This window comes from Limosilactobacillus reuteri (genome assembly GCF_034259105.1).
GTDB lineage: Bacteria > Bacillota > Bacilli > Lactobacillales > Lactobacillaceae > Limosilactobacillus > Limosilactobacillus reuteri_G.
In genome coordinates this window covers 65,359-90,484 of record NZ_CP139477.1, presented here as the reverse complement: position 1 = coordinate 90,484, position 25,126 = coordinate 65,359, and the positions used below count along the sequence as shown (strand labels likewise).

Here is a 25,126-nt window from a genome sequence, read left to right as displayed (position 1 = left end):
AAAGTCCCGGTTGGCGTCAGATGGCGTGGTAGCGGGGACTTTCTTTTAGATAATTCTGATCTGTGCCGCCGCGTTTTAAGCGGTTCGGCTTACCTAGCGAATACACTAATCATTATAACATACGTTTGACAGTCAATATCATTTTGAGTGAAGAATATTAAAGGATTATTCACTTATTGAGTTACTGAACGTTGTGCTTCTTCAAGTAGTCACTTAATGGGACTAATTTTTCAGCATAATAACGTTTCTTGAAATCATCAATTGTCTTTTGATCATATTTATCAGCGTCTAATGTCAATTTTTCAACTGGAATTGGTCGCTCATTGGTAATCTTGATATCAATTAAGACTGGCTTGCCAGCTTTAGTTAGTTCAATGGCCTTATCAAAAGCAGGTTTCATTTGATCAACTTTGTCAACGGTGATGCCAGTCATGCCCTGACCTTCAGCTACTTTAGCAAAATCAGTCTGTGGCAGGCTAATACCGAACCACTCGTGGTTGTCATCCTCTTGCTCATCTTCAATAAAGCCAAGGGCGTCATTAGAGAAGACAACGTTGATGACTGGTAAGTGGTAGGCAACTTGGGTGCTGAGATCCTGCATGACCATGGCAGCTGCACCGTCACCAGTTAAATTAAAGACTTGACGATTTGGATAGCTCAGCTTTGCGGCAATTGATCCGGGTAGGCCGACACCCATTGTGGCAAATAGTCCTGAGGTGATCCAAGGTTGTTTGCCATTCACTTTGAGCAACCGAACCGCGTTTTGGGTGACATCGCCAACATCAATTGAGTAAATGGCATCATCTTCAGAAATTCGATTAATTTCTTTAAACGCAGGCTCAAACCGCAAATCACCATCCGTTCGATTCATCATGTCATCATTGTATTGATGCCAGTTGGCAACATTATCAACATTGGCTGCATACCAGGCAGATGGTTGGCTGTCTTCCCCTAACTCAATGAACCGTTGCAACGATTTCTTGGCGTCGGCTAAAATGGCAACATCGGTCTTGTGACGTTTACCAAGTACTTGTGGATTGTTGTCAATTTGGATGAATTTAACATTAGGTTTAAACATGACTTCGGCAAACGGATAATTGGAACCAACAAACAACATAAGGTCAGTCTCTTGAAGCGCTTCGTTAGCTGGCTTGGAAGCAACTCGAAAAGCCGATCCCAGCAAAGCTTCGAAATCATAAGGAATAATTTCCTTGCCTAAAGCGGTCGTAATGACTGGAATTTGGAATTTCTTAGCGAATTGCATGACTTCATCAGCAGCGCCATAGGTTCCTTGGCCCACGTAAAGGATTGGCTTCTTAGCTTGTTTAATCAAATCCAAAGCTTGGTTGATTTGCTCGTCGGAACCGGCACCTAATTCTGGTCTAGCAAAGTTCTTAGCTGAGCTATAGTAGCCGTCAGCCGGGATCTCTTTGTCTGCCAGATCATTTGGAATGGTAACGAAAGCTGGCCCGTGTTGCGCAAACGCACGGCGAATAGCTTCATCAAGGATATGCGGTAAACTTTCAGCGGTCATAACAGTTCGAGCGTAAACGCCAGCATCTTTGAACCATGGGTTTTCATCAAATTCTTGGAAGAAATCTTGGTTCATGAGTGCTTGTGGGGTTTGGCCAACGATGAATAAGGCTGGGACTTTATCCGCCATTGCATCGTAAGCGCCTTGGTACAGATGAGTAGCACCGGGACCGGCTGAACCGAAAGCAACACCGATGTGACCGGTTAGCTTGGTATCCGCAACAGCCGCCAAGGCACCGACTTCTTCGTGACGAACATGAATATATTTGATGCGGTCTTTTTCAGCGTCCAAAGCGTACATCAGGTTGTTGACCGTTCCACCTGGGATGCCATAAATATGATCGACATGCCAGCTTTCAAGGGTCCGTAATGCTGCAATACCTGAGTTAATTGTATTTGCCATAATCAAAATCCTCCGTTTCATTTTTTGATCGGCAACCGGCTAACTTGCCTGGATTGTCTGGACCAATAAATCAATCTCTGCTTGGCAGCTCTGCGTCATTACTGACTCAGGTTCACCAGGAAAATAATACGTTTTGGCTAACGTCGTTTCCGGATTAGCTAAGCCGATACAAACAGTCCCCACCATTACGCCCTCCAATTTATCAGGACCAGCCACGCCGGTAAATGCTAACGCAAAATCAGTACCGGCAATTTTGCGCGCTTATTGGGCCATGCTTTTAGCAACTTCAGGACTGACGACGCCATATTTTGCGATCAAAGCGGCCGGCACGCCTAGTAGCTTGGTTTTAGCCGTGGTGGCGTAGGTGATGAAACCGCCTGGATAAATTTGACTAGCCTGTGGTGTGGCGGCTAATTGGCTTTGAAAGGTCCCGCTAGTTAAGCTCTCGGCGCTGGTCAATGTCAGTTTGCGTTTAGCTAAATATTTTGCTAGTGTCGGTATATCCATATTGCATTCCTCCTCTACTCTACAGCAGTGAATAATTTTGGTACCGAAAGTTTCCGCTGTTCCGAACGATACGACTTGGACTTGCTTAACTTCGATATTAGTTCCAATCGACATCGGGAAATAAGTTCTGCTTAACTAACATCCGATACTTGCTAATAGCGTTGTTAAAAACAAGTGACAGTAGCCATCATATTACTTGAAAATATGTCTTATTCTTATAGTATAGCAAAGCTGCGTACTTAACTAAAGTAATATACCTATCGTTTAAGCCGTTGATTTTACCATTTATCCGCAATAAACAACCACCTAGTTAAAAGCGCTTTAATCTATTTACACTTATGTATATTAGCATATAGAAAAGCGTCTCACAGGAGGTCTCAAACGTGAAAGTTACGATTGTACTTGATGGCACAGCACAACCACCTTTTGCTGTCCCCACCATCACCACTGCGATCAACCAAACAATCGCCATGCTCCTATCCTAGTATTTGGTACATAAATTTCTGAACAGTTGTGCCATAATTAATAAAACAAGATAGGAGCATTCCAATGAAACGATATCAAGATGATTTTAAAGCCAGCATTGTGAAGATGCATCGTGAAGAGAAAAGATCTATTCGCTCGCTTTCCGAGGAATACGGTGTTTCTCCAGCCGCAATTCATAACTGGGTTAAAGGCGCTAAATCAGTTGAGCTAGAAGACGGTACTGAAGTAACGTCCAAAGAATTCAAACAACTTCAAAAGGAAAATCAGCGATTAAAGGAGGAACTTGAAATTTTAAAAGCTGCGGCGGTGTTACTGGGAAAGCATTAGGACGAATTAATTGCCTTGTCTTCATAGAAGATCAGTTATTGCGACACCGCTTATCAATTATTCTTTCGGCACTGAAATTACCGCGCAGCACCTATTACCATTGGAAAAGATATCAACCTAGTCAACACGAACGTGTTGATAATCAGCTCAAAGAAAAAATTAAATTGATTTGGGAAAATAATTATCGCGCCTATGGTTATCCACGAATAACGATGGTGCTTCGCAAGTCAGGCATCTGTGTTGGGTCAAAACGAATTTTACGATTAATGAGGGAAATGGAGATTCACTCTTTAATGAATCGGCGATTTAAAAAACCTGGCACTCATGTGGATCATTCACAACGCCCCAATTTAATCAAGCACCAGCCCAATGCAAGGATATGGCGTGCTGACATTACTTATTTGGAATTACGTCCAGGAACCTGGGTTTATCTCAGTTCTATTTACGAACCAAAGGTTCATCAAGTTCTTGCTTTCAAGATTGGTCGTCAGATGGAGGCGACGTTAGTTGTAGAAACGATTAATCAGGCGCTTGAATGTCATCAAAAGCCACAATATTTTCACTCTGACATGGGTTCACAGTACACCAGCAACGAAGTTGAAACTTTACTTGAACGGCATAAGATTAGCCACTCATACTCAAAACAAGGTTATCCTTATGATAATGGGCCAATTGAAGCTTTTCACTCATTGTTGAAGAGAGAGTTTGCCTTTCAAACAACTTTTTCCAATTTTGAGGACTTGGTAATCCGAACCTCAAATTACATCAGTTGGTTTAATTCCGACAGAATTAGAACGAGTGTTTAGAAAAAGATGTGCCATTTATTGACATAGGAGCAGCTTATAAATTGCGCTTACAAAATAACTGTGATATAGTGAAAATGAAGCCAAGTTGTACACAATTAATCGTCACACTATTATTAAAGTGGTCGAATTTTATGGTAACTTAGCCCATCATTAGTAATAAAGTAACACATTCACGTAATGAGGAGGCATTTTAATGGAAATCATAATTAAGGAAGCTGCTAAAGAATATTTGGAAAATCATCTTGATGTTGAAAAAGACCTACTTTTAGCCGCTGACGATGGCTCTAATGAATATTCCAAAATTGGTGGTAGCTGTTCTATTGGCGATAAGTTTCAAATTGTTGCTACTACTCATAAAAATAATAATTATAAAATCCCTATCAATAATGCGCAAAATTGGAAATTATATACTTCCAACAGTGAGCAAACCTTTTTAGGGACTGGTTTGACACTTGACTTGCTGCACAATAATTTAGTGCTTAAAGATGATAGTGGCATTCTTGACAGTAATATAACCTTTCAAGATGCAGATAAGTAAGCTAATCAAACTGATGAGGAAAAGATGGCTGAACGTAAAGCACTTAGCCAACATATTTGTTAAAATATCAGAATAATATTCTATAAGGGACCTTCAAAGAAAATGAGGTATAACCATTTTCTTTGAAGGCCCTTTTGCTAATCTTTTTATAACTTGCACTATGATTTCCCACATACATATTTTAAGTTACCGATTCGCTCTTGGATTGTCAAATTAAGTGCAACACTACATTATCGATATTCATGGTGGGGGGAACGTATACGGGTCCAAGGAGCTTTATCAGCATTACTGCCTTGGTTGGGCGAGACATGGATTTGGCGTTGTTAATTTCAATTATCGGCTGGCACCTCAAACCATTTTTCCTGGCGCACTGAAAGATACGGCACTCGTCGCAAAATGGGTTGCTGATCACGGGCAAGACTATCATTTAGATACAAATAATGTTTTCATCATTGGCGATAGTGCGGGTGGCACGCTCGCCTATCAGTATTTGACAGCATATGCGAATCCTAAATATCGTAAGGCGCTGGGATTAGTCTCTAGTGGGCAACTTGTTGTCCGAGGTGGAGCACTGAATAGTGGCTGTTATTTTGTAAAACGTCCTGGTGCCATAACACCGGACAGTTTGATGAGCGCTTATTTTACACCAGAAATGATGCAGAAATATGATCAGGGCGTGCGCTTTGATCACTTTCTATTGGACCATCACCTGGCACATCGATTTGCCAGTTTCGGTACGGAAAGTGATCCGCGCGAACACGTTTTTCAATTGAATCAGCGTGATGCCGTGGCAGCTAAAGCTAATCAGCAACAGGGAGAATTTTTCAGAAGTTTGTTTGTAGAAAAATAAGGTGATCTTCGAAAATTAAGTAAACAAAAAGACCGGGATTATTGCTAAAGTGCTCCATAATTGTTAGACAAGAAATCTAACAGTTATGGAGCACTTTTTCTATGGTCAAATATAGTTCAGAATTAAAAGCAGAAGTCGTTAGTGAATATCTTCAAGGTGACATTAGTATCAGTCTTCTTTCAAAGAAACGTAACTTGCCTCGAATACAAGTAGGTAGATGGATACAAAACTTTCGTTTGAGCGGCGCAGACGCTCTTAAACGAAGAAGAGTTAAACGAAGTTTCTCAGTTGAGTTTAAAGTTGATGTGATAAACTACTATCAAACTCATGATGAAACTTTAGCCGAAGTATCCGCAAAATTTGATGTTAATTCTTGTCAAATCAGTCTTTGGAGGACAGCCTTCAATCAGTATGGTATAGAAGCCTTGAAGCCTCATCCGAAAGGCAGAAAAACCAAAGTGAAACATAATAAGAAGAAATTACGTAAGTTAGTAAACAAGAACGAAATCGATCAACTTCGTGAAGAATTGACGAAAAAGAATCAAGAATTATATGATGCAAAATTGGAAAACGAAATCTTAAAAAAATCAATGACCCTGTTCGGAACCTCAAAGGACGAAAGAAAACACAAATAGTTGATCAGATCAGGGTCGAACAAGAGTCTCTTCCGAAATCTAACCGGTATAAAGTCGGCGATATTCTTAAGACCATTGGACTTAAGAAAGCGACTTATCATGATGAACGTAAACGTATCAAAAATTATGTAGATAAGTATGAAGATGTAAAAGTAGAGATACTAAAAATTGCCGAAAGCGGAAGATATCGCGGACGTCTAACCTACGGTTATCGTCGCGTTCAAGAAGAGCTCATTAAATTAGATATCCATCTATCAGACGCCGTAGTGCGTCGTTTGATGGATGAATTAAATGTTCAAGTAAGCCTTTATAACCGCCACAGAAATGGTAGATATTCATCTTATAAAGGTACAGTTGGAAAAGTGGCCCGTAACGTTCTACATCAGCATTTTAATGAAACCGTACCTTTCAAAGTATTACATACCGATGTTACACAAGTACGCTTGGCCGATACTAAGTGGGCTTACGTTTCAGCTATTACTGACGAAGCAAGGAAGTTTTAGCATTTCAAGTAAGTAATAGTCCTAACAGTAAACTAATTATGGATACACTCGATGAACTCACAGAAAATATTCCGGAAGGAATAAAACCAATAATTCATTCAGATCAAGGTTGGCATTATCAATTGAATTACTATACCGATAAACTCTCTGAAAAAAATTTATACAAAGCATGTCTCGTAAGGGAAACTGTCTTGGTAATGCGCCAATTGAAAGCTTCTTTCATCTTCTTAAAACAGAATGTCTTAATGGATTTCCACAGTGTAAAGATATTGGAGAATTCAAGGAAATCACAAAGAATTACGTCGATTGGTTTAACAATCGACGAATATCACAGAAAACAAAAGGCATGACTCCCTGCGAATACAGGGAACATGCCTTAGCAGTTTAGGCTCTACAATTTTAAGTACTGATGAATTTAACATCAGTGCTTTATTTGTTTAAAATTTAAAATAAAAAAGCGAAAGATGGTTGGACCCCGTCTTCGCTAAGAAAGGACCATCTTTCATGAACAATTCTATCAAAACTATCTTAGGAATTAAAGATCCTTACCTCAAACTAGATGAAAAGAATTTTGATAACCCAATTGAAGATCAACCTAATCAAATCATTGTCCATCTTATTCAAACTTACCCCATGCATTGCCCAAAATGTGGACACTTAATGTGTAAAAATGGCTATAGAACAGTTAATTGCTTGGGACCAGAGCTTCACTTTAAGCCAACAATCTGGTCGATTAAAAAGCAAAAATATATCTGTAAAGCTTCTTCTTCTTGCCCTGAAGTAGTTACTAAATTAGCAGCCGTTGAAGATATTCATTATCGTAATCATATCTCTTTAGCGATAAAACAACGGGCAATGATGCTTCTAACAAAAAACGAATCACAAAGTGATTTAGCCAAAGAATTAAATGTCTCTGACTGGACAATTAGACGAGTCATTACAAATCTTGATCAGTTTTTTAAGCCTAACTATCATTGGTTACCTCGCCATATTGCCTTTGATGATTTCAAGTCTGGTCGCTTTGCCCCCAGCGGAATGAGTATGATTCTAATGAATATTGAAAATAAGCGGACGCTTGATATTATCTTGTCACGTAAAAATAGCTATCTGCGAAAATACTTTCTTCGATATGACCGTTCAGCACGCTTAGCAGTTCAAACAGTAACGGTTGACTTGTACACTCCTTACCGCCATTTGATTCATGAGCTTTTCCCCCACGCTTTAATTATCGCTGATCATTTTCATATTGTTGCTCAAGCATATCGTGCATTTAACAAAATTAGGATCCAAGTAATGAATCGTGCCGGTGCTGGCACTCATAAATGGCGTGCACTTAAGCACTTTTGGAAATTACTCCTAACGCCTGCTAATGAGCTTAAATATGATAATTATTGGTCAAGGCGTAACTTTAGTTACGCTCAATTAACCGATGTGGAAGTCATTCATCGTCTTCTAAGCTTTGATAATGAACTAAAAAGGGCTTATGAATACTATCAAAACTTAATTCTGGTGATTGCTCATCGTAGTAAGAAAGAATTAAAAAACTTACTCGCGATTAAATGGACGCAGCTTCCCCAAGCACTGCAAAAAGTTCAGCGTACTCTTCGCAGACATAAACAAGAAATTTACAATAGTTTTAAATATGATACCTATACAAATGGTCCCGTTGAAGGAACTAACAATAAAATTAAAGTTATTAAACGAACTGCTTATGGCTTTCGTAATTTCTTTAATTTCCGAATTAGAATCCTCCTTGCATTACCAAATACCTACATTGCAATAAACTGGAGAAATAAACAAACAGCTCATGCCAAAGTCCAGGCACAAGCTGCTTAGTAAAATTATTTTATTTTCTCATCAGTACTTCTTGACGAAGAGCCCTTTTTTACATAGGTGCTTGCTTTTATTTATCTGACGAATTTACAATCTACCAATTACAAAACAAAGCGAATGATCATGCTGTTTTCAAATAATATTAATTACCTAACCCTTAAATCAGCCTCAGATGACATCTTGCATAATTATATGGACGAATGATCAATTTAATATTTAAAAAGTACCACCTGCCAAATACAGATATTTGTCGGGTGGTATTTTCAATTATTCAAAGTGTTCTTCTTATTTTTAAAGAGATCATAATATTTAATTTAAGAAAGCTTATTGGATACTAAATATTACAGGTTCCAGAAAATTTTCGTACTTTTCTAATTTTTGTTATTATGCCAATTAGTACCATAGCTATTCATCGGGGTGGTGGTGATGATGCCGCTTAATCGTTGTCCGTTGCCGTAGTTCAATTTGAATTTGCTCGAGGGTCTTTCCCTGAGTTTCTGGAACGAAGCTATAAGCAAAGAACAATGAGAGAATGTTGCAGGTAATAAAGAAGACAAACGTTCCAACACCACCCCAGTGAGCCATCATAATTGGGAAGGTGAACCCAACCATAAAATTAGCAAGCCAGAGACAAAACGTCGAAATCCCCATGCCAAGGCTCCGTAAGCTTTGCGGGAAGATTTCTGAGAGTAACACCCAGGTAGTCGGTGAGACACAAGACTGGAAGAAGGCAAGAAAACACATCGTCATCGAAATAACTACGTATGGTAAGACGATGGTTCCCTTTAACCAAATAAGTGCCAACGTCAACATCGCCATTGAACTACTAGTTCCGATAATTCCGATTAGTAACATCCGCCGCCGGTTAACGGTATCCATCAACTTCATTCCGACCGCCGTAGCAATAAACGAGGTTAATCCATTACCAATATTAGCAATCAAGGCTGCTCGATGGCCAAAACCAACCTTCATTAAAATGCTGGTACCATAATACATCATGATGTTAATTCCAACAAACTGTTGCACAATTCCTAGTCCGATCCCAATCAGTACTAAGTTGCGCATCCAGGGAAGGGATAAGTCACGAAAATGGGCGCGTTTAATATCTTTATCCCGTTTCATGACGCTATCAACACTTTGAATTTCCTGCAAGCTTTGTTGATGGCTGGACCGAATCCGTTGCAATACTTCTAATGCCGACTTTTGTTTGCCCTTCATGACCAGCCAGCGGGGCGATTCCGGTACCCGCCACATACCAATAAAGAGCATAATTGACGGAATCATCCCAAATGCAATCATATACCGCCAAATATTGCCGACCTGCGGAAAGCATGAGTCTAATAAGGCATTGACGGTAAAGGCGAGTAGCTGACCACCAGTAATCATTAGTTCATTTTGAGTAACTAATCGACCACGTGTTGAAGCCGTCGCAATTTCAGCTAAGTAGGCAGGCACAATTACCGATGCACCGCCAACCGCTAAGCCAAGTAAAATGCGAAAAATGATCATTAAAATTGCATTGGGTGCCATTGAGCAACAAAGAGTTCCAGCGAAGAATAGTACTGCTAGTCCAATCAAAAGGTGTTTACGCCCATACCGATCTGCTAATTTACCGGCAGCTAGGGAGCCGAGCGCTGCACCTAACGTAATCCCTGAAGTAACTAATCCCTCTTCCGTAGGGGTTAGATCAAGTTGTTGCGGTGAGGCCATATATGGGATCGCCCCATTGATCACCCCAGTATCAACACCGAAAAGTAATCCACCTAATGTCACAATTAACGCAATTTTCCTTAATCGTCTTATTATATGGCTCCTAATAAGGATCATCCTCTTTAAATTTAGGGAAGACAACAAAGCACCCATCTGCAACAAAGCAAATTGAGGGGCTTTGTTGTTGAGGGAATTGCTTGCACTCTCCTAATTAACAATTTTAGTATAACACAAACAACCATTACGAATGCTCACTGGCTAACAAAACGAGTAGTTGACTTAACACGATTGCTTTTAGTAAGTCGATTTAGCAGTAAGATACCGAGAATCTTAAAATTCATCAAACATGATTTGTTTCTCAACAAACCGGTCAAAAAATGGCAACATAAATTGCACATAGCCATAACTAGCCGGCATAATAATCTGATCATCAATTAACTTGCGCTGATAAACAGAAATATAACCCGGCTTCTGACCCATTTGATGACCGATCTCCTGTGCTTTCGCCTTGGGATGCCCCACCTTTACCATTGCTTGCGCAAACTGACGTTCCTTTTCCGTCATTTCATGATAGACCTTATAATATACGTTTCGATAAAGGTCACTAATATAATAATCCAAGATTATATCAATCGTTTTTTTGGTAATTATTTTATTATCTTTTAGATATTTCTATGGTTGGGGTAATAGTGGTTATTTTCCTTCTTTTTTCTCAAACATTTCGAGCCACAACTCATATGATCGCTTCTCATCAGCGTTCAATGAGTTGAGCACCCGTTCAATAGCCTGGTCAACCGTGGCGTCTTGGGTTGGCACCCCAAGAGCATTCTCCAGGGCATTGATCTTCAATACCGTTTTCTTCTGCAATCGTACCGTCTGGTAGGATTTTCGCCCACTCTTGGGCCGTCCGACTGGGCGTTTTTTCTTTGGCTGCTTTTGAAATTCAGCTTCGACTTGTTTCGTCATCTTCGCGGGGTTGTAGGTCTCTTTGGGCTTGGAGATCTTCGTTTCTGTAATCGGTCTTGGCGATTTTTTCTTAGCGCTCTTGTTAAACTCAAGCTTGGCCATTATTTCAATTCAACCCCTTTGTCCTTTAAGCGTGAGACGATTTCCTTCGTCAGCGTGTTGTAAATATAATGCAGCCGAGTATCGTGCATGTCGTACTTGGTCAAGCTCTTCTCGGCGATCCCAGTCCGGTCATAACGCTTGAGTCGCTCCATGTGTCGAATGATCTGGTCAAAGAGCATATCCTTACCGAAGTCTGTTTCCGCGTCTTTTAAGATTTGACTATCGAGGCCTGCGTTGTTCTTCAGCAGAACGGCTAGGACACCAAGGATATCAAAGTCGACGTTTGCGTAGTCGTTGTACATCTGCTGGAGGTACTCAAAGAAAGTCTCGACACCATCCAGTGACCGTTGCTGCGTCTGGAGGACGATGATAACAAAGTCAGTCGCGTAAATAGCGGAGTCCATTAAAACTAAGTGGGTCAGGAATATTATTAATCGGCTTCGCTCACAACAAAGTCGAGGGGTGCTAACTAAGTTAGCATCTATAATTTAGTATAAGAATCTTAAATGAAGCTTAAAAACTAATTCTTTAATTTACCGACAAAGAAAGAAACTAAAGCAACAACAATTACTGCTCCAATAATTGAAGGAATAATTGCCATTCCGGCTAATTGAGGGCCCCAAGATCCGAGTATAGCTTCTCCAATAGAGGAACCAACTAATCCGGCAACAATATTAGCAATCCACCCCATTGATTTTCCTTTGCTAGTAATTGCTCCAGCAATAGCACCAATGATGGCACCAATAATTAAAACCCATAACCAATGCATAAAACATCATCCTCTCTTATTTTTCGAAGGATGTTTTTTAGATTTGTTATAGTTTTGAATTTCTTTAAAAATGGCTAATAAAAGTTGAGATATAGAAATGATAATTGATATTTTTGACCAAAGTCCAAATCTTTTCATATCAAATCCTCCATTATCTAAATTGCATCCTTCTAAATCTAATTATAGGCCATTGAATATTTGCATACAAATTATTCGATTGTGCCATTCTTTTTAAAATAGAAATTTTTGATTTGCCTTTTTCTCAATTACAGGCGTTAAAGAATAATTGATTTAGTTCCTAAATTTCAAGAATAAGTTAGCCACTGGACTCAAATAAATAATACTGACCAATTGATTATTGGTTGATGGAGCTGTGATATCTCTTGGTAGAAGGCCTTACGATAGATATCCATTGACGAATGTCCATTAAACATAGCTCGTGGATAGTGATTCATCCAATCATTAGTCGCTATGATCTGAGCACTACTATAGTTATTTATAGCTTCACCTTTGGTAATCTCCTTGCGGAGAAACCGGTTATTGATCTCATTGGATCCACGTTCCCAAGGGGAATACGGATCAGCATAGAAAACATGATCGTGAACTTGTGTTAACTCACTAAATTCTGAACCGTTGTCAGAGGTTATTGTCTTAAAGATGCGATAGTAAGCATCTGTGCCCATTTTCTGGCGTAAATTTATAAAGAACTGATTTACTGCATGCGCAGTTTTACCAGCAATTTTACTCGTGATATTAACTCGTGAAAGGCGATCAGTCATTACTAGTACAACACTGTCATTACCGTTTTTCTGTCCCTGAACTGTATCTAGTTCCCAATGGCCAATTTCGGACCGTTGGTCCGCAGTTTGAGGTCGTTGAGCAATATTAGGCCCTAAGCACCTTTTAGCTTGCGGATGAGTTCGATGATGCTTACGTTTAGGTTTTTCAAAGAGGTCTAAATTGGACGTACGAAGCACACCCTCATTAATCCATTGATATAAAGTTACAACCGACTTTGGGATCAGGGTGCCATCATTCATTAAATCTCGAGCCTTATAAATAACCGCTTGTGGGGAGTAATGGTGGTCGTCAAACTCACCAAGCATTAGCTGATCAGCTAATCGTAAAAATTGCTTTGAAGAATAATATAAGCGACGACGACCAGAATGGCGGTGATGTTCAAGATATGTGGCCTGACCAGCTTCATAACTATAGATGTAGTAAGAATATTCGTAAATCTTACCATTAGATTTTTGACGACGAAGTTGGCGGACCGTACCACGGTTGAGCTCGTTATTAATTGTTTGATGATTAACTCCTAATTGGCGACCAATTGCGCGATTGGAAAGTCCTTGCGACTTTAAAGTCGCAATCATCACACGTTCTTCTTTAGTAAGATGAGCATTCTTTTTATGAGTAGTCAATAAACTAGTAGACATGGTATCATTTAAGTGCGTCATTTGACGGACATCCTTTCATATAGGTTTGGTTCACTTAATATGATACCTGATGTCACGCCGAATGGCGTTTTTTATTTACCACCAACTGGGTGGCTAACTTCATTCTATAATCCACCTAATTGATTTAGTTATTGCACTTACAAACAATTTAGTCTACGGACTTAAAAAGAAGTTTTGATGATGAAAACAAATTTGCAATTTTTTGCTGATCCTAACCCAGAACCTAAGCCAAACGATTCCAACCCAAATCCTGATGGTAAAAATCCAAAGCCAGCTGGCATGACCTACACACAGGATGATATTGGAAAGATGATGGCCTCTAAGGCTAAAGAAGTAGAAAGCAATCTGCGGGATGATTTTGAAAAGGAGCTTAAGCAAAAGGAACAAGAATGGCTTGAAAAGGGTGAAAAACGAGCCAGCATGAATGCTAGTGAGAAAGCCCAAGCCGATTTAGAAGAGCAACGACAAGCCTTAAAAGAACAGCAAGACCGTCTTCAAGAAAAATTAGATGAAGCTGATCGTAAGGATGCTTTAGCTGCAACTAAAACTGTTCTAACTGACAAGTACATTCCAGCTGAATTTGCGGAGTTTATTAGTGATGTTAAAGAAAATGTTCGTAACAATAACTTAGATAAGTTTACAAACTTATTTATCAAAGCTGTTCAGGAAGCTGTTGAAAAGAAAGTTACGGGTAATCAATCACCACAGAATGGCGGTCAACAATTTAACGCTTCTATGACACGCGAAGATTTTGCGCAGATGAGCCTTGAAGAGCAGACTAACCTTTATCGTCAAAACCCAGATTTGTACAACAAACTTAAATAGGAGGTGTAGGTAATGACCGTAATTAACGGAAACCCTACGAATTTTAGTAATTTAATTGAACCAACAGTCTTTCTAGACTGGATCTATCGTCAAAATATTCAAACTAATCGATTTGTTCAATCTGGTGTGCTAAAAAACGATCCAGTATTAGGTGGCCGATTGCTTCAACCAGGACGATCAGTTGAGATCCCTGCAATGAATGATTTAAGCGGTGATGCAGATGAATGGAATGATACTAACGATATTCAAACTAATGGTGTTGATTCTGCTATGGAATACGGCATTAAGATGTATCAAAGCAAGTCATTCGGTAATACTGACTGGGGAGATTTAATTTCTGGTGCAAGTACCCAACAGCAGATTGCTAATCGCTTTGGCAACTGGTGGACTCACCAAGATACAAAGATTCTTTTAGATACTGTTAAAGCCACTTTTAACAATACTGATATCGCGACTGCCAAGACTTATGGTATGGGTTCTGAAAAAGAATTATCCGCCTCAGACTTTGTTAAAGCACTTGCCGGCATGGGTGATGTAATGGATAACACCTTATCGACATTAGTTGTTAACTCAGCAGCTTATTCAGAAATGCGTGAACAACAATTGATTGAATACCTGCAACCTGCTGGCGCAGCTACTCCAATTGCCACTTATCAAGGTATGAGCATCATTCAAGATGATAGCATTCCGGTTGCTTCTGATGGAACTACTTATGCACTCATCTTCGGCCCTGGAGCCATTGATTATGCAACTGCTACTCCGACTAATGGCCTAGTTGTTCAACGTGACGAATTTCAAAAGGGCGGCATGGTAGCCATTATTCAGAAACGAGTAGTTACTTGCCACGTTGCCGGAACAGATGTTGACTTGACTCAAACTAAGCCCGACAGCTTATTTAGCTGACTGGCAGCGGGAACTAAGCCGTTATTCCAAGTATCCTATGACCCACGTAACATTCAATTAGTTAAATATGGTTTTAAAGTAGGAACTGATTATGTTGTCCCAACTATCAATTCACCTAAAGCTAAAGCTTCAGGCGTATCAGGTAGCTCATCAACCAGCGGACCTGGTAAATAGGAGGTAATTAGCAATGGCGGAAACACCTACAATTGCTGATGTGAAAAGCGATTATAAAATTTTTCAAAGCTTCAGTGATGACTATATTACTGAAAGAATTAATGATGCAATCGCAAAAGCTCAGCATAACCTGATACGGTGTTTGCCAGTCGAGTATTTTAAGCGGTCGCTGGTTAATTTGGAGTAACGTCGTCGTTAAATCTTGAGCACTAATGTGCTCAAAACGAGTCCCTTTAGGATAAAAATAACGTAAATTCCGATTAAAGCGTTCATTACTACCACGTTCAGCTGGAGTATAAGCATGGCAGTAATAGGTCTTAATACCATATTGTGATTCAAGTGATACTAGCCCACTAAACCCAGTGCCACGGTCCACAGTAAAGCTGTGCACCTGACCATTAAAAGTGGTTAGGAACTTAGTTAGTGCTTCATTAACAGTCGCTGTCGTCCGATCTTTTAACCGGTATGCCCAAAGGAACCGTGATTTGCGATCGATTAAAGTTAATAAAACTGCCTTACTATGCCCACGAGGACCAACGACTGTATCTAGTTCAAAATCGCCGATGCGATTACGTTGATTAATCATCATGGGACGCTGTTCAATTGATCGCCCCAAAGATTGATTATATTTGGATCGTTGGTCAACGTTACGCCGTTGGCGTACGCTATGTTCAGGTAGATCATTCAAGGAGAAACCAATTCTCCCCTGATTTAGCCAATTATAAATAGATTTAGTAGCTAGTTTAAATTCGTGAGCAATCATTCCTGGTGACCAGCTTAGACGTAAATGGTTGATAATTTTTTGCTTTAACTCATCGCTCAGCTTAGTTTTCCGACCACATCGTGATCGCTTGTATTCGGCATCTGTTTGTGCTAATTCAGCCTAATAAGGTTGACATCGAGATAATTCATAAGAAATTGTTGACGGTGATCGGTTCAGCCGAACGCCCATTTGGATATTGGACAGCCCTAGTTCACAAAAGGTTTCGATTTTAATTCGTTCGGAATAGGTTATACTAGACAAAAGATCAGCTCCTAAAAGATGGGTTTGTGGTAAACACCATTTTAAAGGAAGCTGATCTTTTTTGTCCGAACAGCGTTCGGATTAATTTTACAATCTACCAAATGACAAATGTTATCAAAAAGTTGACTTTTTCCTACCGATTATGTGCAATTAAATCATGTAACTGTTTAAAATCAGGGATAAGATCATAAGCGTGAGTTTTGGCTTCCATGACCGCGTTTATTTGTTGTTTAATCCTTTCGGTATCTTCCTCATCGGTATAACTAACCCAGTTGATATACTCTAGCCAATCATAGTAAGCGTGCTTACCTTTCCCATAACTGTTTCCCATTAGTAAACAAGGTGTTCCAGTTAAAACTGAGAATACCATTGCGTGCCATCGATCAGTAATAATTAACTTTTGACCTGAAAATAGGCTTAATTCTTTTCTGAATAATTTTTCACGGGTATCAGGTGTAATAGTTTTAACCGTATCTAAAACAGTATCCGTAAATTTAATAGGTTGGTAGGCTCTCAGCAAAGCCTTCATGTTTTGGATAACCTTATCTTTAACGACTTTTTCAGCGTCCCGTCTGAGAACAAATAATGACCCTTGACGCTTCAATTTTGGGAATTTCTTAGATTGCATATATAAAACCATATCAGGTGTAAAAATGACTTTATTGTTGAAAATAGTCTGCATTCTATGGTAGCTCTGTGCATCTCGGGCTACTAAAACTAAATTGGGGTTTTTTTGGTAAGCCTCTTGACTTAACTTTCGTTCATAAAGACCAGCTTCATTGTCCTCAAAATGAATAGACTGTGGGAATGAGATAGTTAGGTTATCAGTAAAAGTTGAAAATACTTTTCTACGTGCTTTTTCATGGTCTAAATAGAGATTTCCCATATTGCCACCACCCGTAAAGGCAATAATATCTGCACTACTTAGATTTTTCTTTACAACAGGAATAGCCTCATCATCATCTTCCTCCACTATTTCAATATATTGGTATTCTGGAAACTCAGCTTCGACATATTTTCGTTCGGCTAATGATATTGCCTGGTCACCAAGATTGGTGTAGCTAGGAACACCAAACATAAAAAATTTGGGCTGATTGTTTTTAGGCAATTCGTGTACAACGTTATTAGGATTGATATAAAAGTTGGCCATATTATTTTCCTCCATTTAATTTTATTTGCTGGAACTTTCCTGATAGGATTTTTCCATTTTCTCTTGATTAATAACAGTCAAGGAAAGAAATAAACTGCACCCATTTGTTATGGCAAATACAAAAAAGACAGTGGCTGTTCCTAAAGCATTAATTAGCAATGGGTAAACTAAGCTAATTGAAAAATTAGTGATCCATGTGGTTGCTGTAGCAATTGACATAAATTTTGCTTTGACACTATTAGGGAACATTTCTGCCATAATCAACCAAGTAACAGGGCTAACAATACCTTGATGGTTCGCTATAAACAGGACAAGCATTGCTAGAACCAAAGTATTTGTAACTACCTGTGGCAGCATGTTTGCGTGCATGATAACCCCTAACAATGCTAAAAAGATAATATTACCCATTAACCCAATTTTTAACATTTTCAGATGGTTGTGATTGGCAATCATTCTGGTTCCAAAGATACTAGCGATGACAGATGTTAAGCCGATTAGTATATTCGCATACAAAGAACCCCGTTCTCCCATACCAACCTTTTCTAACAAGATAGAGCCATAATACATAACTGTATTAATACCCGATACTTGTTGAATCAAGGCAATAACGATTCCAATCAAGAGTAAGTAGACTAATCGTTTATTCGAAAAGATTTGGTTCCAAGTGAGCTTTGTCTCTGTTTTGATATTCTTTTTACGCCCATCAATGATCCTGTTAGCAGTTTGTTTTTTGAATCCTAGTCGATTAGCTAAATTACGTGCTCTTTTTAAATGCCCTCTTTGTACTAACCAGTTAGGACTCCCAGCAATATTGAATGAATTAATCCATAAGATAATAGAGGGGACACATGCCATTAAAATCATAACACGCCAAATTTGATCCCAGCAACCCCATAGACTGCCTAAAAAGGGCATTCATAATAAACGCTACTAGTTGTCCTAAAACGATAAAAATTGCATTCTTATTGACTTTGCTAGCACGAACTTCTTTTGGGGATATTTCTGCAAGATACATTGGAGAAAGACTTGAGGCAGCACCAACAGCTAGTCCCAGGATAAATCTAAATGTGGTCATAAAGATATAATTGAGTGATAATGCGCAACATACATTTGCCAGTGTAAAGATAACTGCAACCCAACGAAGTGTAACCTTTCTGCCATATTTATCAGCATATTTTCCACATAGGAATGCACCAAGGCAAGCCCCTAAGACTAAAGAGCTTGACACGATTCCCTGACGGGAAAGAGTTAGATTTAATTGGCTAGTCTTGCTCATAAAAGCCAAAGATCCATTGATAACACCAGTATCATACCCAAATAGGAATCCTCCCAAAGATATGACGTAAACACTGTAATTTAATAATCCATATTTCCTGCTACTTCTATTTTGTATAGCCAATTCGTCCACTTCTTTCAGCTTGTTAATACCTGAAATGTCAATTTAAATTAGAAAAAAGGTGAAAGTTGTTCTTCTGTGACATGACTCAAGAATACTTCTAATGGTGTACGATAATTAAGAGATTTTCGTGGGATATTGTTGCGATGATGCATTAGCTGAGTGACTAGTTCGTCTGGCAAATCGCGAAAATCTAGCTTTTTACTAAGACCATCACGACGCAAGAGGCCGTTATTATTTTCGTTTAGCCCTCGTTGATTGGGAGCACCGACTTCCGCAAAATAGGTGTGAAGATCATACTTATTGGCTATTTCTCGCCATCCAGCAAATTCTTTCCCGTTATCAAAAGTAATTGATTTAACAAAGTGACGTGGCAGTTTAGCGAGCCATTGATCAAGCTGGCAATTCACTGCTTCGTCTGTTTTATGATGAATATTAAGGACAATCATTACTTTGGATTGTCGCTCTACTAGCGTCATTACCGCTCCGCGGTGAGCTTTACCTTGAACTGTATCAGCTTCAAAGTGCCCAAATTCATGTTGGTAATGCGGAAAATCACGATATCGTTGATAGATACTGCGTCCTAATTGGCCAGCTTTACCACGATGTTCCACATAGCCATTGGGATGGCGTTTTCCTTTCATCGGTAGCTGTTTAACGGAAAAGCCATACTGATTGCGGGCAAACATGCGATAAAGGGTGCGCATACTGCAGCTAATTGGGTGTTCATGACGACCAATAATAGTATCAGGAGTCCAACCTGCCTTGATTTGCGCATGGATATAGTTAACTTCGATAGTTGGCAGTTGGGTCTGCTTCCGACCACAACGACGCTTATGACGCTGATAAGTCTGAAGATATTGGTCGATGGTTTTACCGTCGTTGAGGAAACGATAAACACGATAGATGGTTTCTTGACTACGCTGAAGTAATTTAGCAGCCCGATAAGCTTTAGTACCTTGATACCAAAAATCAGCTATGAGAGTTAATTCACGTGTGGTAAGATGTTTATAGGTCATTTGTGATTGCCTTTCTTTGGATTAGGGATATTCAAAAGTCTATCACAAATGGCTTTTTACTTTTTCTAACTTAATTTTACAAACGACGATAATTAAAGTGGCTTTACATGAAATTAAATTAGAACATTTATAAAAAAGCCAATTACTACAGTAACTGACCAGCCAATAACAACCATGGATTCATTTAAAAGATTGTTAAAAAGTTTAACATATAGGTAAAAAATTTATCTTGTGCTACGACTTAAAAAGAAAGAAACTACTGCTACAACAACTATTGCGCCTATAATTGACGGAATAATGGCCATGCCAGCTAACGAAGGGCCCCAAGTGCCAAGAAGCCCTTGACCAATCCACGCACCGATTAAACCAGCTACGATGTTTGCAATCCAGCCCATAGCAGCTGCGCCAGCAATGGCCCCAATGATTGCCCCAACGATTAATGACCAAATAAGTCCCATATTTACTCACTCCCTTAGTTAACACGACTAGATTTATTGTCAGACGTTACTTTATCAACGCTGTCACCTAATTTTTCCTTCGATTTCTTTGCGCCCTTACTGACGGCTTCCTTCGTTTTGTCTGTGGCATCGCTCACGCGATCTTGCAGAGAAGTCGAATCTTTTTCATATTGCTCCTTTGTCTTGATATCAACAACATTCACATTTACCTCAATTACTTCTAATTCGGTCATATTCTTTACTTCCCGAACGATAACATTTTTGATCTTGTCATACAGTTTAGAAATATCAATGCCGTATTCAGCAACAATGTCGAGATCCACTGCAACCTGCTTTTTTCCAACCTCTACATCAATTCCTGATGTGACATCTGAAGTATTAACTAGTTTTTCAGCAATATTTGAGAAAAAGCCGCCATCTACGGTTAATAAGCCATCTACTTCAGAAAGTGCGATACCAATGATCTTTTGAATAACCTTATCATCAAATGTTAAATTGCCTTTAACACCAGACTTTTCGTTAGTTGTTGTTTTCTCACTTGGCGTTACATTCTGCATAATTTTTCCTCCTTATAATTCAAACAGTTATTTAAAAACATTTGTTAAGATACCAGTTTTTTGAATATAATAACCCGCGGTAATCCCGATTGCCATAAAAATCAAAACAAAAAGCGTCTTGAAAAATCCAAAAGTGATGATAAGGACCGCTAAGAGCAATCCCATAATTCCACCAATTAGTGGCCAAAAATAGGCTTTAATGAGTTCGGTCACGATATCACCTCCTAGACAACTCGAGATTTATGCACATTAGCGTCCAACTCATTAAAATCAACTAAGTTATTTTCTTGAGCTCCATGGATAGAGATAGTCCCATCTGCAAATAAATCAGTCATAAAAACCTCCAACAGTAAATTTATAATTCCATTATATATAGAAATCTCGTTTAACAAAAATAATCGGGTCTAGAATTTTTGGTGTTGGAAAGTATTTCCATTCCCAAAGTACTAGGCCCTAATTTAAAAAGCCATTGATAATGGATCAAAAAAGACCAATAGGGTATACCCTAGTGACTTGACTTATCTTCATGAACTGATGATGCCTACAAAAGTTCAATAGCATTGTCCAAATTATATGATAATTATCAATCAACTAGTAAGCAGAGACCCTTAAGAAATCTTATAAGAGTAATCCAACCATAATTATGCTCAGATTATCTAGCTACTACTCTAATCGCTCTCACAGCTCATTCAGTGCGTTTTGATATAAAATGCATATAATTTGTGTTGAATTTATTAAAACGTCTCAGGACGTCTCTCACGGCCATATAGGGCTATACCCTACTTAAAAAATTCCGCGGTGTGTGAATTGACCTACTGATTACCACCCCCCCTTAGATCTTTCTTCTCTTCGTGGCAACTACCCCCCCCCCTTAGATAACCAACAATATTTGTAAAGCATTCGATACCCCCTATATATCTCGCTGCCAAAATATCGACTTTGTGAAAAAGTTCACCCCCCTCATGTATTACCTATATATAGGCGTTCGTGTGGGGTGTCCAATTGCATTTTCACAATCTTTTATGTAATGGCCGTTGCTCTCGTTTCCCTCTTTTAGGGCGTTCCGAAGATTGTAAATACTTTATAAAACGTGCATTTTATAGCTCTCTCATTTTTTCTGCCGCCAAGGTCGCTGGTTCCCGTAATTATCCTTATCTTGCAATACTTTCTTACCAGCCAAATTAAAAACTCCTCTCACTAGCCACGTGAGAAGAGTTAATCTTTTATGTATTTGGCAGATTGCAAGAAATAACTTGAACAAATTTAGTAACGCAGATTACGCAAAAAGATCTCAATCGGTGTTCGCCAATTTAAACATTTGAGTGGTCGGGAATTCAAATACCAGTTAATTTGAATCAATTCATCATCGGTAATCTCATCAATCGGTTGACCTTTGGGAATGAAGCGGCGTAGTACTCGGTTGCGATTTTCATTACTGCCTCGTTCATGTGGCGAATAAGCGTGCGCAAAGTACAGCGGAACACCGGTCTGTTCTTCAATCAAATTGTAGTTGGCGAATTCTTTCCCATGGTCAACAGTAAGGGTCTTGAGATTATCTCCTAACTGGTTAGCCAATTTTAAAATAGCCTTGGTCATTGAAGTACTATCTCGTCCATTAAGCCGTTTAACGATGGTAAGACGACTCTTACGCTCGACAAACGTAGCTACTGCTTGACCTTTACGTTTTCCAGATAAAACTGTATCAGCTTCGAAGTGACCTGAAGTATTACGATCAGAAATTTCAGCTGGACGGTCTTCGATGGAACGTCCATGACTAAAAGTACCACGGGTTTCTTTAGCTCGTTTGCGACGAATACCATGGTCAGGTAAATCAGTCACATTAATATCCAGTAGTCCCTGATCAATCCAGTTATAGATGGTTTTGTAGGCAATTCTAACTACATGAGCCACTTGTTCAATTGACCATTTTTGGATCTTGATTTTTTCTTCAATCAATCGCTTTAGGTTAGTCGTTAAGATGGTTTTACGACCACGATGACTAAGTTTAACTTCATGATCAGTTTGAGCCTTAACTGCGTGATACTCACCAGCTAAGCGATGAACCTCCTTAAAGATAGTGGTTTTACTAAAGCCTAAATAATCGGCAATATATTGAAGTGAGTGCTTTTCATGATGAAGTGTTTCGATGACAACGCGGTCTTCAAATGATAAAATAGTGGTGCCCATAAAGGTCCTTCTTTCTAGTGGAATGTTGTGGTGACACCATTAAAGACCTTTATGGTTTTTTCTGTCCACTAATATGTTCAACTTAAATTTTACAATCTACCAATTTCTAACAACAAAAAATGGACTAAATAGCTCCAGTTAGCTACTTAGTCCATTGACTTCAATTTGTTTTTAACTATCCTTAACTTGTCCTTGGGGACTGGTTTGCGGTATAATTAACCTACAAATTAAGAGCAATGTTCAGTCGATTTTAACTTGCCGGTGAAAATCGACTGAATTTAAGTAGCTGGCTGATAGCTACTTGCTAAACCGAAGGTCCCTGATGAAGTGCAATAAAAAAGTTAGACATTTTTATAAGTTTTAAAATCGAGTAGGAGATAATTAATTAGTTCAATTATCGACCTCTCACACCACCGTACGTACGGTTCCGTATACGGCGGTTCGACAACTTAATCACATTGAATTGACTGGAGCGTCTTGGACATATTCATAAGTCCAAGTTGTTCCAGTTTTCTATTAGTTAGAGAATAGCTCAAGGTCTTACTATGTGCAGTTCGCCAGTAGCCCTTTCGGGTACTAGCGAAGACATGTGCATCACGCTGGGACAGCCCCAACTTATGTAAGTTAGTTACCTTAGTTTTAAAATTTTTCCATTGCTTCCAAATATACTGCCTTATTCGGACCCTCAACCACTTGTCAAGGCGTTGAATAAAGTTAGTTAGTTTACCAATTGAGTAGTACTGAAGCCACCCACGCATTTTTCGATGAATTTCTTCAAACATTCTTGTCAGAGATATTCCACGATTACGTTTAGTTAATAACTTCAGTGCTTTCTTTACTCGTTGTTGCGATTGTTTAGCTGGACGGGCGTAGGCCCCATTGTGGTCTACACCCAACGAAAAGCCAAGAAACTTCAACCGTAGCGGGCTACCGACTTTGGTTTTATCTGGGTTCACTTTAACTTTCAAGCGCTTTTCTAGAAACTGGGTAATGCTTCGCATTACTCGTTCTCCGGCTCGTTGACTTTTAACATAGATGTTACAATCATCCGCATAGCGCACAAAGTGGTGACCACGTCTAGTCAACTCTTCGTCCAACTCATTTAGATAGATGTTCGCCAGTAGTGGTGACAATGGCCCTCCTTGTGGGGTTCCTTTTTCACTCTTAGCGAAAAGCCCATGGTCTAAGACTCCGCTAGTTAGAAACTTACGAATGAGTCTTAGTGTCCATGGGTCATCAATATATTGTTGGAGATACTTAATCATCAAGTCATGATTAACGTTATCAAAATAGGCTTTTAGGTCTAAGTCGACAACTCTTCGATAACCTTGATTATAAAGATCTACTACTTTTGAAATAGCGTCATGGGCCCCACGGTGGGGACGGAAGCCAAAGCTATTATCAGAGAAAATACGCTCAAAGATAGGCGTAAGAATTTGGGCTACAGCTTGTTGAACCATTCGGTCCACCACCGTTGGTATTCCAAGTCTTCTTACTCCACCATTAGGCTTCGAAATTTCTACCCGTTTGACTGGGGCTGGTTTATACTTGCCCTCGCGCAAACTAGCGATCAGTTCCGTCTTATTTTCTCTAAGATATGGCAGAAGGTCATTAACTATCATATCGTCAACGCCTGCTGCTCCTTTATTTCTCTTAACTCGCAAATAAGCCTGATTAAGGTTATTGCGATCCAAGACTAAGTCTTGGATAGTGACACTCATACCTTTACCTTCACCATAACCGGTACTACGCGCCCTTGTGTACTTTCGGTTTTCCAAACCTATCCTCGACAAGCGGTCAGCTTGTTGTTCTGTTTTCTGCGATTGTCGCACCTGATTACACCTCCGATATAAGTTACAAGTTATTGTCGTTCAGTCCTTCATCTGATTATTCAAACTACTATGACCTCGGCTGACTTCTGGCTTACTCAACACTGCATCACTGCACCGCTTGTTTCTGTGGAAATTAAACTTATTCCTCTTGTCGGAAACGTGTAGGCCAGATC

At 39.3% G+C, this 25,126-nt stretch carries 22 protein-coding genes and 6 pseudogenes; 11 read left to right on the top strand and 17 right to left on the bottom strand.

Annotation, left to right across the window (positions count from 1 at the left end):
- Positions 1-181 precede the first annotated feature (181 nt).
- Entirely contained in the window at positions 182-1,936 is a 1,755-nt protein-coding gene (gene spxB, locus SH603_RS00955) for a pyruvate oxidase (protein WP_169473466.1), read from the bottom strand.
- A 39-nt stretch (positions 1,937-1,975) separates the two neighbouring features.
- Positions 1,976-2,443: pseudogene (locus SH603_RS00950) on the bottom strand (CinA family protein).
- 549 nt (positions 2,444-2,992) lie between these two features.
- Here SH603_RS00950 and SH603_RS00945 point away from each other — a divergent pair.
- The 9 genes and pseudogenes from SH603_RS00945 to SH603_RS00905 form a co-directional block, all read left to right on the top strand.
- Positions 2,993-4,062, top strand: a protein-coding gene (locus SH603_RS00945; RefSeq protein WP_321533618.1) for an IS3-like element IS1163 family transposase whose coding sequence is annotated in 2 segments (ribosomal slippage) — positions 2,993-3,221 and positions 3,221-4,062 — 1,071 coding nt in all. Because the reading frame shifts where the segments join, the coding sequence is not laid out codon by codon here.
- 193 nt (positions 4,063-4,255) lie between these two features.
- A complete protein-coding gene (locus tag SH603_RS00940; protein WP_169473468.1) occupies positions 4,256-4,600 on the top strand; it encodes an iron-sulfur cluster biosynthesis family protein in 345 nt (114 codons plus the stop codon).
- Positions 4,601-4,817: 217 nt separating this feature from the next.
- Positions 4,818-5,450 (top strand): alpha/beta hydrolase, encoded by a 633-nt coding sequence (locus SH603_RS00935; RefSeq protein ID WP_321533617.1) that lies wholly within the window; start codon positions 4,818-4,820, stop codon positions 5,448-5,450.
- Between the two features lie 101 nt (positions 5,451-5,551).
- Complete coding sequence (locus SH603_RS00930; RefSeq protein WP_002331365.1) at positions 5,552-6,085, top strand: helix-turn-helix domain-containing protein; 534 nt, start codon at positions 5,552-5,554, stop codon at positions 6,083-6,085.
- Positions 6,013-6,333: pseudogene (locus SH603_RS00925) on the top strand (hypothetical protein); the annotation flags it as partial. The gene SH603_RS00930 and the pseudogene SH603_RS00925, both read left to right, overlap by 73 nt.
- A gap of 30 nt (positions 6,334-6,363) precedes the next feature.
- The gene (locus SH603_RS00920; RefSeq protein WP_243678931.1) at positions 6,364-6,588 is read left to right on the top strand and encodes a hypothetical protein; all 225 of its coding nucleotides are present in this window, start codon (positions 6,364-6,366) and stop codon (positions 6,586-6,588) included.
- A gap of 169 nt (positions 6,589-6,757) precedes the next feature.
- Positions 6,758-6,976 carry an IS3 family transposase gene (locus SH603_RS00915; protein ID WP_225436829.1) on the top strand — a complete coding sequence of 73 codons (219 nt, stop codon included), beginning with the start codon at positions 6,758-6,760 and terminating at the stop codon, positions 6,974-6,976.
- Positions 6,977-7,092: 116 nt separating this feature from the next.
- Positions 7,093-8,424: an ISL3 family transposase gene (locus SH603_RS00910; protein WP_321533616.1), complete on the top strand. Its 1,332-nt coding sequence runs from the start codon at positions 7,093-7,095 to the stop codon at positions 8,422-8,424.
- Between the two features lie 96 nt (positions 8,425-8,520).
- Positions 8,521-8,625 (top strand): annotated as a pseudogene (locus tag SH603_RS00905) (serine hydrolase); the annotation flags it as partial.
- Positions 8,626-8,826: 201 nt separating this feature from the next.
- Here SH603_RS00905 and SH603_RS00900 read toward each other — a convergent pair.
- The 6 genes and pseudogenes from SH603_RS00900 to SH603_RS00875 all read right to left on the bottom strand — a co-directional run bounded on the left by SH603_RS00900 (position 8,827) and on the right by SH603_RS00875 (position 13,428).
- The gene (locus tag SH603_RS00900) at positions 8,827-10,248 is read right to left on the bottom strand and encodes a sugar porter family MFS transporter (RefSeq protein ID WP_419182110.1); all 1,422 of its coding nucleotides are present in this window, start codon (positions 10,246-10,248) and stop codon (positions 8,827-8,829) included.
- 213 nt (positions 10,249-10,461) lie between these two features.
- Complete coding sequence (locus SH603_RS00895; RefSeq protein ID WP_225436858.1) at positions 10,462-10,695, bottom strand: hypothetical protein; 234 nt, start codon at positions 10,693-10,695, stop codon at positions 10,462-10,464.
- Positions 10,696-10,824: 129 nt separating this feature from the next.
- On the bottom strand, positions 10,825-11,199 hold the full coding sequence (locus tag SH603_RS00890) for a DUF5388 domain-containing protein (protein ID WP_169477485.1): 375 nt from the start codon (positions 11,197-11,199) through the stop codon (positions 10,825-10,827).
- Positions 11,199-11,609 (bottom strand): annotated as a pseudogene (locus SH603_RS00885) (ParA family protein); the annotation flags it as partial. The pseudogene SH603_RS00885 and the gene SH603_RS00890, both read right to left, overlap by 1 nt.
- Positions 11,610-11,719: 110 nt before the next feature.
- Positions 11,720-11,968: a GlsB/YeaQ/YmgE family stress response membrane protein gene (locus SH603_RS00880; RefSeq protein ID WP_169473876.1), complete on the bottom strand. Its 249-nt coding sequence runs from the start codon at positions 11,966-11,968 to the stop codon at positions 11,720-11,722.
- Positions 11,969-12,297: 329 nt separating this feature from the next.
- Positions 12,298-13,428, bottom strand: a complete 1,131-nt coding sequence (locus tag SH603_RS00875) for an IS30 family transposase (RefSeq protein ID WP_013923736.1) — start codon at positions 13,426-13,428, stop codon at positions 12,298-12,300.
- A 177-nt stretch (positions 13,429-13,605) separates the two neighbouring features.
- On the opposite strand from SH603_RS00875, the gene SH603_RS00870 reads away from it, so the two are divergent.
- Both SH603_RS00870 and SH603_RS00865 read left to right on the top strand, forming a co-directional pair.
- A complete protein-coding gene (locus SH603_RS00870; protein WP_321533615.1) occupies positions 13,606-14,253 on the top strand; it encodes a DUF4355 domain-containing protein in 648 nt (215 codons plus the stop codon).
- A gap of 12 nt (positions 14,254-14,265) precedes the next feature.
- Positions 14,266-15,156, top strand: a complete 891-nt coding sequence (locus SH603_RS00865; RefSeq protein ID WP_321533614.1) for a phage capsid protein — start codon at positions 14,266-14,268, stop codon at positions 15,154-15,156.
- 292 nt (positions 15,157-15,448) lie between these two features.
- On the opposite strand, the pseudogene SH603_RS00860 reads toward SH603_RS00865, so the two are convergent.
- From SH603_RS00860 to ltrA, 9 genes and pseudogenes are all read right to left on the bottom strand, one after another.
- Positions 15,449-16,354 (bottom strand): annotated as a pseudogene (locus SH603_RS00860) (IS30 family transposase); the annotation flags it as partial.
- Positions 16,355-16,487: 133 nt separating this feature from the next.
- Positions 16,488-17,504: a polysaccharide pyruvyl transferase family protein gene (locus SH603_RS00855; protein WP_321533613.1), complete on the bottom strand. Its 1,017-nt coding sequence runs from the start codon at positions 17,502-17,504 to the stop codon at positions 16,488-16,490.
- 21 nt (positions 17,505-17,525) lie between these two features.
- Positions 17,526-18,897, bottom strand: a pseudogene (locus tag SH603_RS00850) (sugar porter family MFS transporter).
- Positions 18,898-18,950: 53 nt separating this feature from the next.
- Positions 18,951-19,919, bottom strand: a complete 969-nt coding sequence (locus SH603_RS00845) for an IS30 family transposase (RefSeq protein WP_321533612.1) — start codon at positions 19,917-19,919, stop codon at positions 18,951-18,953.
- 224 nt (positions 19,920-20,143) lie between these two features.
- On the bottom strand, positions 20,144-20,377 hold the full coding sequence (locus SH603_RS00840; protein ID WP_169473866.1) for a GlsB/YeaQ/YmgE family stress response membrane protein: 234 nt from the start codon (positions 20,375-20,377) through the stop codon (positions 20,144-20,146).
- A gap of 14 nt (positions 20,378-20,391) precedes the next feature.
- Positions 20,392-20,934 (bottom strand): Asp23/Gls24 family envelope stress response protein, encoded by a 543-nt coding sequence (locus SH603_RS00835; RefSeq protein WP_321533611.1) that lies wholly within the window; start codon positions 20,932-20,934, stop codon positions 20,392-20,394.
- A 27-nt stretch (positions 20,935-20,961) separates the two neighbouring features.
- The gene (locus SH603_RS00830) at positions 20,962-21,147 is read right to left on the bottom strand and encodes a DUF2273 domain-containing protein (RefSeq protein ID WP_003596522.1); all 186 of its coding nucleotides are present in this window, start codon (positions 21,145-21,147) and stop codon (positions 20,962-20,964) included.
- Positions 21,148-22,197: 1,050 nt separating this feature from the next.
- Positions 22,198-23,121 carry an IS30 family transposase gene (locus SH603_RS00825; protein WP_321533610.1) on the bottom strand — a complete coding sequence of 308 codons (924 nt, stop codon included), beginning with the start codon at positions 23,119-23,121 and terminating at the stop codon, positions 22,198-22,200.
- A gap of 449 nt (positions 23,122-23,570) precedes the next feature.
- Positions 23,571-24,953: a group II intron reverse transcriptase/maturase gene (gene ltrA / locus SH603_RS00820; RefSeq protein ID WP_321533609.1), complete on the bottom strand. Its 1,383-nt coding sequence runs from the start codon at positions 24,951-24,953 to the stop codon at positions 23,571-23,573.
- Positions 24,954-25,126 lie beyond the last annotated feature (173 nt).

Coding starts and splice junctions, on each gene's coding strand:
- SH603_RS00865 (WP_321533614.1), top strand. CDS start 14,266: ATGACCGTAATTAACGGAAACCCTACGAATTTTAGTAATTTAATTGAA.
- SH603_RS00900 (WP_419182110.1), bottom strand. CDS start 10,248: ATGATCCTTATTAGGAGCCATATAATAAGACGATTAAGGAAAATTGCG.
- SH603_RS00895 (WP_225436858.1), bottom strand. CDS start 10,695: ATGACGGAAAAGGAACGTCAGTTTGCGCAAGCAATGGTAAAGGTGGGG.
- SH603_RS00825 (WP_321533610.1), bottom strand. CDS start 23,121: ATGGGCACCACTATTTTATCATTTGAAGACCGCGTTGTCATCGAAACA.
- SH603_RS00845 (WP_321533612.1), bottom strand. CDS start 19,919: ATGACCTATAAACATCTTACCACACGTGAATTAACTCTCATAGCTGAT.
- SH603_RS00915 (WP_225436829.1), top strand. CDS start 6,758: ATGTCTCGTAAGGGAAACTGTCTTGGTAATGCGCCAATTGAAAGCTTC.
- SH603_RS00835 (WP_321533611.1), bottom strand. CDS start 20,934: ATGCAGAATGTAACGCCAAGTGAGAAAACAACAACTAACGAAAAGTCT.
- SH603_RS00890 (WP_169477485.1), bottom strand. CDS start 11,199: ATGGCCAAGCTTGAGTTTAACAAGAGCGCTAAGAAAAAATCGCCAAGA.
- SH603_RS00875 (WP_013923736.1), bottom strand. CDS start 13,428: ATGACGCACTTAAATGATACCATGTCTACTAGTTTATTGACTACTCAT.
- SH603_RS00870 (WP_321533615.1), top strand. CDS start 13,606: ATGATGAAAACAAATTTGCAATTTTTTGCTGATCCTAACCCAGAACCT.
- SH603_RS00855 (WP_321533613.1), bottom strand. CDS start 17,504: ATGGCCAACTTTTATATCAATCCTAATAACGTTGTACACGAATTGCCT.
- spxB (WP_169473466.1), bottom strand. CDS start 1,936: ATGGCAAATACAATTAACTCAGGTATTGCAGCATTACGGACCCTTGAA.
- SH603_RS00880 (WP_169473876.1), bottom strand. CDS start 11,968: ATGCATTGGTTATGGGTTTTAATTATTGGTGCCATCATTGGTGCTATT.
- SH603_RS00920 (WP_243678931.1), top strand. CDS start 6,364: ATGGATGAATTAAATGTTCAAGTAAGCCTTTATAACCGCCACAGAAAT.
- SH603_RS00940 (WP_169473468.1), top strand. CDS start 4,256: ATGGAAATCATAATTAAGGAAGCTGCTAAAGAATATTTGGAAAATCAT.
- SH603_RS00840 (WP_169473866.1), bottom strand. CDS start 20,377: ATGGGACTTATTTGGTCATTAATCGTTGGGGCAATCATTGGGGCCATT.
- SH603_RS00930 (WP_002331365.1), top strand. CDS start 5,552: ATGGTCAAATATAGTTCAGAATTAAAAGCAGAAGTCGTTAGTGAATAT.
- SH603_RS00910 (WP_321533616.1), top strand. CDS start 7,093: ATGAACAATTCTATCAAAACTATCTTAGGAATTAAAGATCCTTACCTC.